At 71.9% G+C, this 15,505-nt stretch carries 13 protein-coding genes; 4 read left to right on the top strand and 9 right to left on the bottom strand.

The window, feature by feature from the left end; genetic code table 11:
• Positions 1-88: 88 nt before the first annotated feature.
• Complete coding sequence (locus ACFZCP_RS21735; protein ID WP_391429010.1) at positions 89-1,927, top strand: NAD-binding protein; 1,839 nt, start codon at positions 89-91, stop codon at positions 1,925-1,927.
• 310 nt (positions 1,928-2,237) lie between these two features.
• Here the strand turns inward: ACFZCP_RS21735 and ACFZCP_RS21740 are convergent, their stop codons facing one another.
• Positions 2,238-4,058 (bottom strand): prolyl oligopeptidase family serine peptidase, encoded by a 1,821-nt coding sequence (locus ACFZCP_RS21740; RefSeq protein ID WP_391429012.1) that lies wholly within the window; start codon positions 4,056-4,058, stop codon positions 2,238-2,240.
• Positions 4,059-4,219: 161 nt separating this feature from the next.
• On the opposite strand from ACFZCP_RS21740, the gene ACFZCP_RS21745 reads away from it, so the two are divergent.
• Both ACFZCP_RS21745 and ACFZCP_RS21750 read left to right on the top strand, forming a co-directional pair.
• A complete protein-coding gene (locus tag ACFZCP_RS21745) occupies positions 4,220-5,002 on the top strand; it encodes a methyltransferase (protein ID WP_391429552.1) in 783 nt (260 codons plus the stop codon).
• 59 nt (positions 5,003-5,061) lie between these two features.
• Complete coding sequence (locus tag ACFZCP_RS21750) at positions 5,062-5,862, top strand: SURF1 family cytochrome oxidase biogenesis protein (RefSeq protein ID WP_391429013.1); 801 nt, start codon at positions 5,062-5,064, stop codon at positions 5,860-5,862.
• Between the two features lie 128 nt (positions 5,863-5,990).
• Here the strand turns inward: ACFZCP_RS21750 and ACFZCP_RS21755 are convergent, their stop codons facing one another.
• From ACFZCP_RS21755 to ACFZCP_RS21785, 7 genes are all read right to left on the bottom strand, one after another.
• Positions 5,991-7,097 carry a hypothetical protein gene (locus ACFZCP_RS21755; protein WP_391429015.1) on the bottom strand — a complete coding sequence of 369 codons (1,107 nt, stop codon included), beginning with the start codon at positions 7,095-7,097 and terminating at the stop codon, positions 5,991-5,993.
• 191 nt (positions 7,098-7,288) lie between these two features.
• Positions 7,289-8,008: a SigE family RNA polymerase sigma factor gene (locus ACFZCP_RS21760; protein WP_391429018.1), complete on the bottom strand. Its 720-nt coding sequence runs from the start codon at positions 8,006-8,008 to the stop codon at positions 7,289-7,291.
• Between the two features lie 361 nt (positions 8,009-8,369).
• A complete protein-coding gene (locus ACFZCP_RS21765) occupies positions 8,370-9,449 on the bottom strand; it encodes an aspartate-semialdehyde dehydrogenase (RefSeq protein WP_391429020.1) in 1,080 nt (359 codons plus the stop codon).
• Positions 9,449-10,720 (bottom strand): aspartate kinase, encoded by a 1,272-nt coding sequence (locus ACFZCP_RS21770; RefSeq protein WP_362698290.1) that lies wholly within the window; start codon positions 10,718-10,720, stop codon positions 9,449-9,451. Before ACFZCP_RS21770 ends, ACFZCP_RS21765 begins: the two co-directional genes overlap by 1 nt.
• Positions 10,721-11,026: 306 nt before the next feature.
• Complete coding sequence (locus ACFZCP_RS21775) at positions 11,027-11,689, bottom strand: DUF5063 domain-containing protein (protein ID WP_391429026.1); 663 nt, start codon at positions 11,687-11,689, stop codon at positions 11,027-11,029.
• Positions 11,682-12,281, bottom strand: a complete 600-nt coding sequence (gene recR, locus ACFZCP_RS21780) for a recombination mediator RecR (RefSeq protein ID WP_184967449.1) — start codon at positions 12,279-12,281, stop codon at positions 11,682-11,684. The genes ACFZCP_RS21775 and recR overlap by 8 nt, the downstream gene beginning before the upstream one ends.
• A 58-nt stretch (positions 12,282-12,339) precedes the next feature.
• Positions 12,340-12,684, bottom strand: coding sequence for a YbaB/EbfC family nucleoid-associated protein (locus ACFZCP_RS21785; protein WP_391429029.1), 345 nt, complete (start codon positions 12,682-12,684; stop codon positions 12,340-12,342).
• 288 nt (positions 12,685-12,972) lie between these two features.
• Between ACFZCP_RS21785 and ACFZCP_RS21790 the strand changes: the two genes are divergently transcribed.
• The gene (locus tag ACFZCP_RS21790) at positions 12,973-13,722 is read left to right on the top strand and encodes an SLATT domain-containing protein (RefSeq protein WP_362698298.1); all 750 of its coding nucleotides are present in this window, start codon (positions 12,973-12,975) and stop codon (positions 13,720-13,722) included.
• Between the two features lie 175 nt (positions 13,723-13,897).
• On the opposite strand, the gene ACFZCP_RS21795 is transcribed toward ACFZCP_RS21790, so the two are convergent.
• Entirely contained in the window at positions 13,898-15,439 is a 1,542-nt protein-coding gene (locus tag ACFZCP_RS21795) for a substrate-binding domain-containing protein (RefSeq protein WP_391429031.1), read from the bottom strand.
• Between the last annotated feature and the right edge of the window lie 66 nt (positions 15,440-15,505).

Raw genomic sequence — 15,505 nt, forward strand, 5'->3', positions numbered from 1 at the left:
TGCTGGAACCCATCGTCTCCTTGGGGCAGTCTTTTCCCTCGTGGCGAGTGTTCCGAATCAAGGCGGGCCAGGTGCCCCGCCTGCGCAGATGGTGGTGTGCGGCGACGACGGGCTCGCGTACCGGCTTGCCGCCGAGCTGCGCGGGGTCCACCGCGAGCGGGTCACCCTCGTGGTGCCGCCGAACGAACGCACGCTGCGGCCCCCCGTGGTCGGGCGTGCCCGGGCCGCATCGGCCGCGCTGTTCGACCGGGTGGTCAGCGCCACCGTCGGCCGGGCCGGCGGCACCGGTGCCGCCACCACGGCCGGCGGCGCTGCCACCGGCCAACGGGCCGACGGCGAACGGGTGCTGGAGGCCGCCGACCTCACCGAGGCGGTGCTCGCCGAGGCCGGAGTGGAGCGGGCCGCCGCGCTGGCGCTCGTGTACGACGACGACGAGACCAACATCCGGGCCGCGCTGACCGCCCGCCGCCTCAACCCGCGTCTCAGGCTCGTCCTCAGGCTGTACAACCGGCGGTTGGGCCAGCACATCGAGGAACTCCTCGACCAGGCCTCCGCATTGGCCTTTGGCTCGGGGGCGGAGGGCGGGCCCGTGGCCTCCACCATCGTGCTGTCCGACGCCGACACCTCGGCACCCGCGCTGGTCGCCACCGCCGTCGCCGGCACCAGCAAGGTCGTCCAGACCGACAGCCTGCTGCTGCGGGCCGTGGAACGGCTGCCCGACCGGGACGGGCAGATCACCGCTCGCGGGCTGTGCACCCTGGCCCTGCTCTCGGCGACCGTCACGGATCCCGCCGGGCCGGACGGCTCCGAGGGCAACGGCGAGCAGGGGCCCCGGCTGCTGCCCGACGACGAGGAGGTGCGGCAGGCCACCGGGCGGGCCGCCGTGGTGCTGGAGCAGGTGTCGTCGTTCGGCGGACCGGAGTCGGCCGCCGCCCGGCGCGGAGTGGGCCGCGTACCGCCGCTCGCCTCCCTGTTCTCACGGCGTCTGCGCTGGTCGCTGGCCGGGCTCGTGGGCTGTGTGGTCGCGCTCGCCGTCGCGCTGTGGCTGGTCACCGGGATCCATCCGCTCGGCGCGTTCTATCTGACGCTGCTGGACCTGTTCGCGATCGACAACCCCGCCATCGGCGCGCCGCTGGGGCGGCAGATCCTCCAACTCCTCTCCGGGCTCGTCGGGTTGCTGTTGCTGCCGGTGCTGCTGGCCGCCGTGCTCGAAGCCCTCGGTACCTTCCGGACCACCTCCGGGCTGCGCAAACCGCCCCGCGGTCTGGGCGGGCACGTGGTGCTGCTCGGGCTCGGGAAGATCGGCACCCGGGTACTGACCCGGCTGCGGGAACTGCACATTCCCGTGGTGTGCGTGGAGTCCGACCCGGACGCGCGCGGCCTTGCGACCGCGCGGCGGCTGCGGGTGCCCGTGGTCCTCGGGGACGTCACGCAGGAGGGGGTGCTGGAAGCCGCGAAGATCCACCGCGCGCATGCGCTGCTCGCGGTGACCAGCGCGGACACGACGAATCTGGAGGCCGCGCTGTACGCGCGGTCCGTGCGGCCCGATCTGCGGGTGGTGCTGCGGCTGTACGACGACGACTTCGCGACCGCGGTGTACCGGACGCTGCGGGCGGCCCACCCCCATGCCTCGACGCGGAGCCGGAGCGTGTCGTACCTGGCCGCACCGGCGTTCGCGGGGGCGATGCTGGGGCGGCAGGTGCTGGGGGCGATACCGGTGGAGCGGCGGGTGCTGCTGTTCGCCGCGGTCGAGGTGGACGGGCATCCGGAGCTGGAGGGGCGGACCGTGGCGGAGGCGTTCCGGGCCGGGGCGTGGCGGGTGCTGGCGTTGGAGGGGCGGGCGGATGTGTCTGCCGGGCACGTGCTGGAGAAGGGGGACCGGGTGGTGGTTGCCGCCACTCGCCGGGGCCTGGCCGAGCTGGGCTGAACCACCCAGGGGGCTCCGCCCCCCGGACCCCCGTTCTTGCCCACCCACCCGACTCGGTCGGCCGAAAGCCGCACCGCCCAGCCTCGCGCAGCCGGGAAAGCACCGGGCGGGGAGGAACCCCCCGGGCAGGCGGCGAACTCCCCATGGCTCCCCATGGCTCCCGGACAAGCTCCCCCGATGGATGGGGAAGCCACGCCGGTGGGGAAGCTCTGCGGTTGGGGAAGTCACGCCGGAGGGGAAGCCTTGCCCGGGGGGCCGGTGGGCAATCCTTGTCCGGAGGGCCGGTGGGTGGGTGGGCTTTGGTGGGGGGCTAGTGGGCCGGCATGTGGCTGCCCGCGAACTCCATCTCCAGTCTCAGCTGCTTGATCCGCTCGTCCACGACCAGTGATCCGTGTCCGGCGTCGTAGCGGTACACCTCGTGCACCGCCCCGCGGGACTCCAGGCGCTTGACGTAGTTGTCGATCTGACGGATCGGGCAGCGCGGGTCGTTGACGCCCGCCGAGATGTAGACCGGAGCCTTGACCCGGTCGACGTAGGTCAGCGGGGACGACGCCTCGAAGCGCTCGGGGACCTCCTCCGGTGTACCGCCCAGCAGCGTGCGGTCCATGGCCTTCAGGGCCTCCATCTCGTCGTGGTACGCGGTGACGTAGTCCGCGACGGGCACGACCGCGACACCCACGGTCCACGCCTCGGGCTGGGTACCGAGGCCGAGGAGGGTGAGGTAGCCGCCCCAGGAGCCGCCCGTGAGGACCAGCCGGGCGGGGTCGGCGAGGCCCGAGGAGACCGCCCAGTCGCGGACCGCTTCGACGTCCTCCAGCTCGATGAGGCCGACCCGGTGCTTCAGGGCGTCCGTCCAGGCGCGGCCGTACCCGGTGGAGCCGCGGTAGTTGATGCGGATCACCGCGTAGCCGTGGTCCACCCAGGCGGCCGGGCCCGCGGCGAAGGAGTCGCTGTCGTGCCAGGTCGGGCCACCGTGCAGGTCGAAGACCGTGGGCAGCGGGCCGGTGCTGCCCGCCGGCTTCTGGATCAGGGCGTGGATGCGGCCGCCGGGGCCGTCCACCCACACGTCCTCGACGGGCACCGACGGCGGGCACGTCATGCCGGGCGGGTCCAGGACCACGTCGCCCGTCGTGGAGCGGACGGCGGGCGGCTCGGCGGCCGACGACCACAGGTACTCCACACTGCCGTCGGGGCGGGCCGTCGCCCCGGAGACCGCGCCGGGCGGGGTGGGGATGCGGCTCAGGTCGCCGGTGCCCAGGTCGTAGCGGAGCAGCTCGCTGCGGGCCTCGAAGCCGTGGACGACGAGCAGGGCGCCGCCGTCCGGATACCACTCGGCGCTGACGTCGCCGGGCAGGTCGAGGTCAAGGGCGGTCTCCTCGCCCGTGGCCACGTCCCACACCATGGGCTCCCAGCGGCCGCGGCGCTGGTGGCCGATGAGTAGCCGGGTGTCGCCGTCCACGGGTGCGAAGCCGAGGACCTCCAGGCCGAGCTCCTCGGTGCCGCCCTTGGTGTCGTCCAGGTCGGCGACCGCCGTACCGTCCGGCCGCAGGACGCGCAGGGCCGCGTGCATGGCGTCGCCGTGCTCGGTGTGCTCGATCGCGATCAGCGAGCCGTCGTGCGAGAGGTCGCCGACGCCCGCCGACTCACGGTGCCGGTAGATCACGACCGGCTCCTCGCCCGCTCGCGCGAGATGGATCGTGGTGCCCTCCTCGTCCGTCGAGCGGCCGACCACCGCCGTGCGGCCGTCGCGGGCCAGTCCGAGACCGGCCGGGTAGGCGGGCTCCAGACCGGGCACGGCCGTCTCGTCCGCGCCGCCGGCGAAGGGCTGGCGGCGCCAGACACCGAACTCGTCGCCGTCCTTGTCGTCGAACCACCAGATCCACGCGCCGTCCGGCGAGAGCACGCCGTCCGTCGTGCCGTTGGGCCGGTCCGTCGCCTGCCGCTGCTCGCCCGTGGCCCGGTCCCAGGCGTACAGCTCGTACGTCCCCGTCGCGTTCGACACGAACAGCGAACGGTGCGGTGCGTCCTCCGCCCAGTCGGGCAGCGAGACCCGCGGCGCCCTGAAGCGCTTCTCCCAGTCCGGCATCTGCGGCATGTCCGGCGTCCTGCTCTCACTCTCGGCCCCAGTCATGCGCCCATAGTGCCTGGCCCGGCCGACAATTCGCTGGCAGGTCCACCCAGCCTGTGGATAACTTCCGGATCATGAGCACCAAGTCCGCACACACGACGGCCCCGACACCCCCCGACGCACCCCGGTCCGCCCCCGACGGCTGGCGCGAGGACAACCGGGCCATGTGGGACGAGAGGGTCCCCGTGCACGTCGCGAGCGCGTTCTACGACCTCGACGGCTTCCGCGCCCGCCGGGACGTCCTGCGGGACTTCGAGACCGCCGAGGTCGGCGACGTCACCGGCAGGTCGCTGCTGCACCTGCAGTGCCACATCGGCCTCGACACCCTGTCCTGGGCGCATCGCGGCGCGGCCCGCGTCGTCGGGCTCGACTTCTCGGCGCCGGCCGTCGAGACGGCCCGCGGCCTCGCGGCCGATCTCGGGTACGGCCCGGACCGGGCGGCGTTCGTGACCAGCGACGTGTACGACGCGGCCGGCGCCGTGCCCGAGCCGTCGTACGACATCGTCTACACGGGGCTCGGCGCGCTGTGCTGGCTGCCGGACATCCGGCGCTGGGCCGAGACCGCGGCCCGTCTCGTCGCACCGGGCGGCTTCCTCTACCTCGCCGAGTTCCACCCGATCACCGACGCGCTGGACGACGCGACCGGCTCGCGGCTCGTGCGCGACTACTTCGCGCACGACGCCCAGGTGTGGGACGAACCCGGCACCTACGCCGACCAGGGCGCCGAAACCGTCCACAACCGCAGCGTCGAGTGGCAGCACACCCTCGGCGACGTCGTCTCCGCGCTCGCCGCGGCCGGCCTGCGCCTGGACTTCCTGCACGAGCACGACGTCTCGGTCTTCCCGCGCTTCGAGAACTTCGAAATACGCGACGGCTACCACCGCTTCCCGGCGGCCCATCCGCGCATCCCGCTCCTCTATTCGCTCAGGGCGACGCGGCCCGCCTGAGGGTCCGGGAACCGGACCCCGCAAAAAGTCCGGTTCCGGACCGCCGTACCGTGGAGGGCGTGTACCGGTTTCTGCTGACATCGCGCTGGTGGGGCATCAACGTCTTCGTGCTGCTCGCCATCCCGTTCTGCATCTTCATGGGGTCGTGGCAGCTGAGCCGGTTCGAGGGGCGGATGCAGGACCACCGTGCCGCGACCGAGCAGGCCGCCTCCGACAGACGCGAGGCGGCCCGGCCTCTCGCGAAGATGCTGCCCGTCGACAAGACCACCTCGGGACGGCGGGTCACCGCGAGCGGCCGCTACGGCAAGCAGCTCCTCGTGCCCGGCCGGGAGCTGGACGGCAGGAGCGGCTTCTACGTGCTGACGCTGCTGCGCACGGACTCCGGCAGGGCCCTGCCCGTGGTGCGGGGCTGGCTGCCGGGCACGGCGGATGCGGCGAAGGCACCCGCGGCGCCGGCCGGAGAGGTCACCGTCACCGGTGCGCTGCAGGCCTCCGAGACCCCGGGGGACAACGGCGTCGGCGACGAGGGCGGGCTGCCCGCCGGGCAGACGGCGGCGATCAGCTCGGCCTCGCTGGTCAACCTGGTGCCGTACCGGCTGTACGACGCATGGGTGACGCTCGACAAGGCCGACGCGGGGATGAAGGCCGTGCCCGCGACCGCGCCGAACGGCACCGGTCTCGACCTGAAGGCGTTCCAGAACCTCGGCTACACCGGGGAGTGGTTCGTCTTCGCGGGCTTCGTGGTCTTCATGTGGTTCCGGCTGCTGCGCCGCGAGGTGGAGTTCCAGCGGGACGCGGCACTCGGGCTGGTGCCGGAGGAGGAGCAGGAGACAGCCTCCTCCACCCCGACCGCCGTCTGAGCCGTCCTGCGGGCCACCCGCCGCCGGTTGGCCCCGCTGGTCCGAGGATCCCCCGTTGACCGGCCCGCCGTTCCAGGGCCACCCGCCGGCCGAGGGCCACCCGCCGGTCGGTCGCGCTGCTGCGGTGGCTACGCCCCCGCCAGCACCCCCGTGTAGTACACGGTCCCGGCGCACGCGTTCGCCACGGTGGCCGACACCGTGGGTCCCGTCTGGGCGGTGTCGGTGACCAGGACGCTGCCGTCGGCCGTACCGCCGTCCTCGGTGACGAGCTGGGTCGTGGTGCCCGTCGTGGTGCTGCCGGGGTCCGTGCCCCCGGCCGCGGCGGCGTCCTGGCTGGGCGTCGGGTCCGGCGAGGGGCCGCCGCCGCTGTCCGAGCCGCCGGTGGTGGTAGTGGTGTCGCCGCCGCCGGTGGTGGGGCAGGTCGCGGAGGGGACGAAGGCGAACTTCTCCTCGTAGGCAGCGCCCGGCTGCAGGACCAGCGCCGTGACCTCCAGGGAGGGGTCGGGCAGGCCGGCCGCCGGGTCCCCGGCCGCGTGCCGCGCCGTTCCGATCTTGGCCGGGTCGGCGGCGCCCTGTGCGGCGACCGCCACGGTGCCCGGGCCGCCGACGGTACAGCTGCCGGAGGACGTGTTGGTGACGCGGAAGGTGCCGTAGACGACACCCGTGGAGTCGGGGGCGTCGACGCTCTGGGTGGCGGAGCCCAGCTGGGACGCCGTGCACAGCGGGGCGTTCGCGGCCACGGTGGCGGACGCGCCGGTGCCGCCGGAGGAGCTGCCGCTCGTGCCGCCGGACTTGGCCGGCGAGCTGCTCTGGCTGCCGTTCCTGCCGTGTCCCGGGGTCTTGCCGGAGGAGCCGCCGACCGTGCTGGAACCGCCGCCGTCCGGGCTCTTGCCCTGGCTGGTCCCGCCCTGTGCCTGGGTCGACTGACCGGCCATGGCGGTGTTGGGGTCGGTGCCGCCGGAGTCGGAGACGTGGATCAGGGCCGGGATCGCGGTGCCGATGAACAGGGCCGCGGCCGCCATGCCGACGGCGGCCTGGCGCTTGCGGACCCGCCGGGCCGGCACGGCCCGGCGCAGATGGTCCAGGCTGCCGGTGCGCGGTTCGATGTCGTCGACGGCGGAGTGCAGCATCCGGCGCAGGGCCGACTCGTCCATGTCGAGACCGTCGAGCCCGCTGAGCCCGTCGAGGCCCGGGCCGGGCCCCTCGGGGCCCTTCTCGTCGGGGCCGTGGTTCACAGTTCTGTTCCCAGCGTGCGATTGCTTGTGCTCTTGCTCGTGGCGCTTCGTCGGTTCGTCGTGGTGCTTCGCCGACTCTTCGGGGCGTTCCGCCGGTTCGGCGTGGCGCTTCGCCGGCTCGTGCCGGACGTCGGGCTCTTGGCCGTCATCGGAGTGGGGTTCACGGGAAGCGCCCCCGCCCGTGTGCTCGCTCATGACGGTGCCTCCATGGCCACCCGCAGTGCGGCGATGCCCCGCGAACCGTACGCCTTCACCGAGCCGAGCGAGATCCCGAGCGTCTCGGCGACCTGGGCCTCGGTCATGTCGGCGAAGTAGCGCAGTACGAGGACCTCGCGCTGTCGGCGCTGCAGCCCCTTCATCGCCTTGATGAGGTCACGCCGCTCCAGCAGGTCGTAGGCGCCCTCCTCCGCGCTCGCCATGTCGGGCATCGGCTTGGAGAGCAGCTTGAGGCCGAGGATGCGCCGGCGCAGGGCGGAGCGGGAGAGGTTGACGACCGTCTGCCGCAGGTAGGCAAGGGTCTTCTCGGGGTCGCGGACGCGTTTGCGGGCCGAGTGGACGCGGATGAAGGCTTCCTGGACGACGTCCTCGCAGGAGGCGGTGTCGTCGAGGAGGAGCGCGGCAAGACCGAGCAGCGAGCGGTAGTGCGCCCGGTAGGTCTCGGTGAGGTGGTCGACGGTGGTGCCCACGACCGCGGCGTCCGCGGCGTCCGTGGTGGCCGTGGTGGCCGTGGTGGCCGTGGTGGCCGTGGTCCCGTCGGAGCCGTCGCGCTGGCTGGGTATGCGGGCGGGCCGCGCTGCGGGCATGGGCGCGATCACCGGCATGCCGCCGGGAATGCGCGGCCGGAGCGCCGCGCGGGACGGCCGGAGCGCCGCGATGCCGCGGGCCGCACTGAGTTCGAGTACCTCTGCCACGCCAGTTGGACACGTCTCCCCCCGCCAGGGTTGTACGTGCCGGACGTCACATATGCGACAACCGACGGTGCTTCAAGAGCCGTCATGCGCCCCGCTCTTCCCCTATGTCCTATATGAACGGGCGCCCCCACGCCCCGATCACAGCGCCCCCACGCCAGGATCCTCACGTCTCACGCCCCGCAAGGGTGACCGCAAAGACGCTCCCCGCCCTCCGCGTGGTTGCGGAGGGCGGGGAGTAAAATCCTCTGTCGCCGCCGGTTACGGTTCAAGTGGTTCGGACCATGCTCCTGGCCACATTTCTTACATGGAACCTACAAACGTCTTACCCATGGCCCGGCCGTCCTGACGCGGCCCAGCGGCTCTACGGACGCGCTCCCGTTTCCCCGGTGAGGTCCGCGGCCACCAGCTCGGCGATCTGCGCGGTGTTCAGGGCCGCGCCCTTACGCAGGTTGTCGCCGCAGACGAACAGTTCGAGGGCGGTCGGGTCGTCCAGCGCCCGCCGCAGCCGTCCGACCCAGGTCGGGTCGGTGCCCACCACGTCGGCGGGCGTGGGGAACTCACCGGCGGCGGGGTCGTCGAAGAGCACGACCCCGGGCGCGGTGGCGAGGATCTCGCGGGCGCCGTCGACCGTCACCTCGCCCTGGAAGCGGGCGTGGACGGTCAGCGAGTGCGTGGTGATCACCGGCACCCGTACACAGGTCACGGCCACGGGCAGGGCCGGCAGTCCGAGGATCTTGCGGGACTCGTCCCGTACCTTCATCTCCTCCGACGACCAGCCGTCCTCCCGGAGCGATCCGGCCCACGGGACGACGTTCAGCGCGACCGGCTCGGGGAAGGGCCCGGTGTCGTCCCCGACGGCGCGCCGCACGTCACCGGGCTTGGTGCCCAGCTCGGTCCCGGCGACCAGGGACAGCTGGGCCCTGAGCGTGTCGACGCCGGAGCGGCCCGCCCCGCTCACCGCCTGGTACGAGGACACCACCAGCTCGCGCAGCCCGAACTCGGCGTGCAGCGCGCCGAGGGCGACGATCATCGACAGGGTGGTGCAGTTGGGGTTGGCGACGATCCCGCGCGGCCTCAGCCGCACCGCGTGCGGGTTGACCTCGGGCACCACGAGAGGCACGTCCGGGTCCATCCGGAAGGCACCGGAGTTGTCGACGACGACCGCGCCGCGCGCGGCGGCGATCGGCGCCCACTGGGCGGAGACCTCGTCGGGCACGTCGAACATGGCGATGTCGACCCCGTCGAAGGCCTCCTCGGTCAGGGCCACGACCTCGACCTCCTCGCCGCGCACGGCAAGCTTGCGGCCGGCCGAGCGCGGGGAGGCGATCAGACGGATCTCGCCCCAGATGTCCGCACGCTGGGACAGGATCTGGAGCATGACCGCGCCGACGGCTCCGGTCGCTCCCACGACCGCGAGCGTCGGCTTCCCGGTCAGCGCCATCAGCGGCCCGTGCCTCCGTAGACAACGGCCTCGTCGGTGTCGGAGTCGAGTCCGAAGGCGGTGTGCACGGCGCGCACGGCCTCCGGCACGTCGTCGGCACGGGTGACGACCGAGATGCGGATCTCGGAGGTGGAGATCAGCTCGATGTTCACGCTCGCGTTGCTCAGCGCCTCGAAGAAGGTGGCGGTGACGCCCGGGTTGGTCTTCATCCCGGCGCCGACGAGGGAGATCTTGCCGATCTGGTCGTCGTAGCGCAGCGAGTCGAAGCCGATGCCGGAGCGGTTCTTCTCCAGCGCGTCGATGGCCTTGCGGCCCTCGGTCTTCGGCAGCGTGAAGGAGATGTCGGTCAGGCCCGTGGAGGCCGCCGACACGTTCTGCACGACCATGTCGATGTTGATCTGGGCGTCGGCGATCGTCCGGAAGATGGCGGCGGCCTCACCCGGCTTGTCCGGCACACCGACGACCGTGATCTTGGCCTCGGAGGTGTCGTGTGCGACACCGGAGATGATGGCCTGCTCCACCTTCTGGTCCCCAATCGGCTCACTGCTGACCCACGTGCCCTGCAGTCCGCTGAAGCTGGAGCGGACGTGGATCGGGATGTTGTAGCGGCGGGCGTACTCCACACAACGGTGGAGCAGCACCTTGGAGCCGGAGGCCGCGAGCTCCAGCATGTCCTCGAAGGAGATCCAGTCGATCTTCTTCGCCTTCTTCACCACGCGCGGGTCGGCGGTGAACACGCCGTCGACGTCGGTGTAGATCTCGCAGACCTCGGCGTCGAGCGCGGCGGCGAGCGCCACGGCCGTCGTGTCGGACCCACCGCGGCCGAGCGTGGTGATGTCCTTCTTGTCGGCGCTGACGCCCTGGAAACCGGCGACGATGGCGATGTTGCCCCGGTCCAGGGACTCCCGGATCCGGCCCGGCGTGACGTCGATGATCCGGGCTTTGTTGTGGACCGAGTCGGTGATGACGCCTGCCTGGCTGCCGGTGAACGACTGTGCCTCGTGGCCCAGGTTTTTGATCGCCATGGCCAGCAGGGCCATGGAGATACGCTCTCCGGCGGTCAGCAGCATGTCGAATTCCCGGCCGGCAGGCATCGGAGAAACCTGCTCGGCGAGATCGATCAGCTCGTCCGTCGTGTCGCCCATCGCAGAAACGACGACAACCACCTGGTTGCCGTTCTTCTTCGCTTCCACGATCCGCTTGGCGACGCGCTTGATGCCCTCGGCATCGGCTACGGAGGAGCCTCCGTACTTCTGCACGACAAGGCCCACGTGCGCTCCTCGCTCGGTTCGTTTGTGTCGGCTCAGTCTAACGAGCGCCCAATTCCGACCACCGTGCTCCCGCATGGTGAGACGTTGGTTGCTCTCTTCACACCGCCTGCCCCGCGCACCGCGAGCCACGCGGAAAGTGCCCCGCCTCACAGAGACCCCGGTGCATCGGATGTCAGGGGAGGACACGGGCGGCACGTCCTGCCCGCCCGTACGACAGCTGAACGCACGGCGTCCTCGACCGGCAGCGTTGCCCACAGGCTGTGGACAACCTGGTGACGGTGCCGCCCGGACCGGCGGACCCGGGCCCTACGCCCCCGGGTGCATCCCCAGGGGCTCGCCGATCTCCTCGGCCATGACCTTGCCCGCCTCGAACTCCAGGGTCTCGTCGCCCATGGCCGCCTGGTCGGTGTCGAGGCCGTCCAGCTCGTCCAGGGGCTGGTTCAGGCGGACGTGGATGAGGACCGACTGAAGGGCGCGGAGGGTGGCCGAGGCCGTGGGGCCCCAGTTGGAGAAGTAGGAGAACTGCCACCACCACAGGGCCTCCGTGGTGCGGCCGGACCGGTAGTGGGCCATGCCGTGGCGCAGGTCGGTGATGATGTCCGCGAGGTCGTCGGAGATACGCGCCGGGACGGGGGCCTTGCGGGGCTCGTAGGGGTCGAAGACCTCGGAGTAGACGTCGACGGGCTCCAGCAGCCGGGCCAGGTTCTCGCGGAGTTCGTCCACGTCCGGCTCGGGGCCCAGGTCGGGCTCGTACCGCTCGTCGGGGACGATGTCCTCGTGGGCGCCCAGGCGGCCGCCGGCCAGCAGGAGCTGGGAGACCTCCAGGAGGAGGAAGGGAACGGCCGAGCCGGGCTCGTCACCCCTCGCCACCTCCGTGACGGCCACCAGGAAACTCTCGACCTGGTCCGCGACCTGGACCGCGAAGTCGTCCGGGTTCTGCGACGTGGCGTGCAGCGTGGCGTCAGACATCTAGGAGTCGTCTCCCCTCGAAGGCGCGGCCGAGCGTGACCTCGTCCGCGTATTCCAGGTCGCCACCCACCGGGAGGCCGCTGGCCAGGCGGGTGACCTTCAGGCCCATGGGCTTGATCATGCGGGCGAGGTACGTGGCCGTCGCCTCGCCTTCCAGATTCGGGTCCGTGGCCAGGATCAACTCCGTGACCGTCCCGTCGGCCAACCGCGCGAGAAGTTCTCGTATACGCAGGTCGTCGGGGCCGACGCCCTCGATCGGGCTGATCGCGCCGCCGAGCACGTGGTACCGGCCGCGGAACTCACGGGTGCGCTCGATGGCGACGACGTCCTTGGGTTCCTCCACCACGCAGATCACCGCGGGATCGCGGCGCGGGTCGCGGCAGATACCGCACAGCTCCTCCTGCGCGACGTTGCCGCAGGTCGCGCAGAAGCGGACCCGCGCCTTGACCTCCAGGAGGGCCTGGGCGAGCCGCTTCACGTCCGTCGGCTCCGCCTGCAGGATGTGGAAGGCGATCCGCTGCGCGCTCTTGGGACCGACGCCGGGCAGCCGCCCCAGCTCGTCGATGAGGTCCTGGACCACGCCTTCGTACAACGGACTGCCGCCCTTCTAGGAGTCTTTCGGTACGTACCGTAGTTGCCCGCGGCCCGTCTTAGAAGGGCAGGCCGGGGATACCACTGCCGCCGCCCAGGCCCTGAGCCAGCGGGCCCAGCTTCTGCTGCTGGAGGGTCTGCGCGTTCTCCGCGGCCGCCTGGACCGCCGCCACGATCAGGTCGGCGAGGGTCTCGGTGTCCTCCGGGTCCACCGCCTTCGGGTCGATCTTCAGGGCCCGCAGCTCGCCGGAGCCGGTGACGGTGGCCCTGACCAGGCCGCCGCCCGCCTGGCCGTCGACCTCCGTGTTCGCCAGTTCCTCCTGGGCCCGCTGCAGGTCCTGCTGCATCTTCTGGGCCTGCTGGAGCAACTGCTGCATGTTGGGCTGGCCACCACCGGGGATCACGATCAGCTCCTGGTTGTTCGTCTGCTCCGCCGTCTTCCGTTGTGCACGAGCCTACGTGGTCTACGCGACCATCGCCCCGCCACTCTTTCGAGTGACAACCGTGTCAGGCCTATACCTGATCAAGGCCCTCTTCCGGGCGGAAAAACCGGGAAAGCTACGTCCGGGCCACCCATTGGGCGGTAGGAAGGGTGCCGCGCGTCGACATGCAATGTCACGCGGTGTGACCGGCCGCGACCAGTGCCGTGTATCAGTGCCGTGTTCGGTGTCGTGTTCAGTAGGGAGTGCCGGGTGGGTCAGCCGGAGATGCAGCCCGAGAGGCCGCCTCAGGACGGGCGGGGCGAGGGCGCGGCCGGGCTGCGGCCGGGCGATCTGACCGGGCGGGAGTTTCCGCTCGGGGACTGGGCGGAGCCCGCCGAGCGGCTCGACGAGCTGTATCGCTGGGTGGAGGAAGGGGCACTGCGGACGGCGGACTGGTATCTCGCGGACCGGGTGTGGAAGCGGCGGGGGGCATGGGCGCTGCGGGCCGGGTCGGCGGCGGGTGCGGTCTGCGGGGCGACGCTCCCGCTGCTGGATCTGACCGGGGTGGTCGGCAAAGTCGCGCCCTGGGGCTATCTGGCGCTGATGATCGCGGTGGCGTGCGTCGGTGTCGACCGGTTCTTCGGCGTCACCTCGGGATGGATAAGGGACGTGGCCACCGCGCAGGCCGTGCAGCGGCGGCTGCAGGCGTTGCAGTTCGACTGGGCGTCCGAGAGCGTACGGGAGGTCCTGGGGCCCGCGGAGGGGACGGCGAGCGAGGCCGCGGAGCGGTGCCTGACGGTGTTGCGGCGCTTCTCGGAGGACGTGCTGGAGCTGGTGCGGACCGAGACGGCCGACTGGATGGTGGAGTTCCGCACGGGGCCGGCGCCGCTCGGCATCCAGGCGGCGGTGGCCACGGGCGCGCGCACGGAGTCCGCCGCGCCCGTAGGAAGGTTTCCCCTCCCCCCGGCGAACGGCACCCGCCCGAACATGCCGAGACAACGCCCCCCGGAGCCCCGGTAGGCGCCGCAGGCCGGGGTCGGGGCCGGGGCCGACCGGGGCCCGGTTTCACGCACCCGCGCCTGCGGGGTGCCACCGCGCCGACCGAAGGCGGCTTCCGGGGGTTCGGTCCAGCCGGGCGAGCGGGTCTTTGTGGGCCCGTGGACGGCGGATGGTGGCTCCTACGAGCCCCCGGTGGCTACGCGCACAGCTTCATGCCCTCCGGGGTCCAGCAGGGCACATGCCCGTGGGTGCGGACGATGTCCTGACCGCTGCCCCGCGTCAGGAACGTCAGAAAGCTGGAGGCCAGGGAGTCCGCGGGAGGCCGCCCGTAGGTGTAGGCGTACTCGATCTCCCGGTACGGGTACGTGCTGCGACCGTGCTCGATGGCGTCCACCGAGGGGGCGTCACCGTCGAGTTCCACGACGCGCAGCCCCTTCGCCCGGGCGGCCAGGTTGAGCTCGCTGTAGCCGACGGCGCCCGGCAGCTGCGCCACCTCGGCCAGCACCTGCCCCGTGGAGTCGAGTTCGCAGCGGGTCACCGGCGCCGTCGGATAGTCCTTGTGGACGCAGTCGACGGAGGAGTTCGCCATCTCGCCCCGGCCCAGCACATGCCGCTGGAAGACCTGCCGGGTGCCGGAGTCGGCGTCCCGGCTGACCAGGTGCACGAGCAGAGAACGGCCGCCCACCTGCCGCCAGTTGGTGATCTCACCCCGGTACAGGCGCCGCACGTCCGCCGTCGAGAGGTTCTTCACGCCCACGTCGTCGTTCACCACGAGCGCGAAGACCGACAACGCGACCCGGTTCTCGCGCAGTTCGGGCATGTCGGCCGGCTTGGGACCGTCGGACATGGCCACGAGCGGCGGCGACCCCTTCCCCTTCGCCTGGGCTCCGCTCGCCGCCAGGTCCCGTATGCCCGCGGTGGATCCGTGCGCGTCGACCGTGACGGACGAGCCCGCGCAGTCCTTCTCGTACTTCTTCGCGACCTCCTGCATCACCGGCTCGAACGCGGTGGATCCCGTGACCGTCAGCCGGCCCTTCGCGCAGCCGATCGGGGGCGGTGTGCCGTCGCGGGCCACGACGATCGCCGCCAGGGTCACCACGGACAGCGTCAGCATGATGGTGATGAGCCGGGACGCCCGGCTGAACAGCGGCGCCTTGTCGTCGGGTGTGGCGCTGCGGTTGGGGTGGACCTCGCCCTCCCTGATCCCGCCGACGATCCGGATGTCCCGGCCGACGTCCCCGCCGGACAGCAGCACGAGCAGCTTGAAGTGGTCCCCCTTGTTCAGCGGGACGCGCGGGATGTGCAGGGTGTTGCCCTCGTAGCCGAAGCCGCGTTCGGCGGTGAAGTGGTCCATCAGATGGCCGGTGTCGGTCGGCTGGGTGACGGAGACCCCGCGGACGGTGCGGTCCGTGAACACCGCTGTCAGACCGCGGGTTCCGGGGCTGGTGTAGTCGTCGCGGTCGATGCCGAGCGAGCCGTCGTTCTCGATGCGCAGCAGGACGAGCGTCGCGTCGCTCATGTCCGGCGCCCCGTCGAAGTCGAAGAGGAGGAGGCCGAAGCGGCGGTTGGCACGGCCGGAACGCACGTCGTCCCCTATGGGGTTGTCCATCTGCACGCGGTAGCCGATGCGTCTGCGGCGCGGCACCCGGCGCTCGTACCAGACCATGCCCGCGGACGCGACGATGCCCAGCACCGCCGTGCCGACGGCGACGATGTTCTCCGTGCTCAGCCACTCCATGGGGTGCCCCCGCCACTGCCCGGAGTCGGATGGTGGGGTCACGGTACGGGCGGAGAAGGGGACGAA

The sequence above is a fragment of the Streptomyces sp. NPDC007971 genome (assembly GCF_042958635.1).
Classification (GTDB): domain Bacteria; phylum Actinomycetota; class Actinomycetes; order Streptomycetales; family Streptomycetaceae; genus Streptomyces.

What these genes read in the sequence shown, in the direction of transcription:
- ACFZCP_RS21735 (WP_391429010.1), top strand. Translation starts at nt 89, where the DNA reads ATGGTGGTGTGCGGCGACGACGGGCTCGCGTACCGGCTTGCCGCCGAG.
- ACFZCP_RS21740 (WP_391429012.1), bottom strand. Translation starts at nt 4,058, where the DNA reads ATGACTGGGGCCGAGAGTGAGAGCAGGACGCCGGACATGCCGCAGATG.
- ACFZCP_RS21745 (WP_391429552.1), top strand. Translation starts at nt 4,220, where the DNA reads ATGTGGGACGAGAGGGTCCCCGTGCACGTCGCGAGCGCGTTCTACGAC.
- ACFZCP_RS21765 (WP_391429020.1), bottom strand. Translation starts at nt 9,449, where the DNA reads ATGGCGCTGACCGGGAAGCCGACGCTCGCGGTCGTGGGAGCGACCGGA.
- ACFZCP_RS21775 (WP_391429026.1), bottom strand. Translation starts at nt 11,689, where the DNA reads ATGTCTGACGCCACGCTGCACGCCACGTCGCAGAACCCGGACGACTTC.
- ACFZCP_RS21795 (WP_391429031.1), bottom strand. Translation starts at nt 15,439, where the DNA reads ATGGAGTGGCTGAGCACGGAGAACATCGTCGCCGTCGGCACGGCGGTG.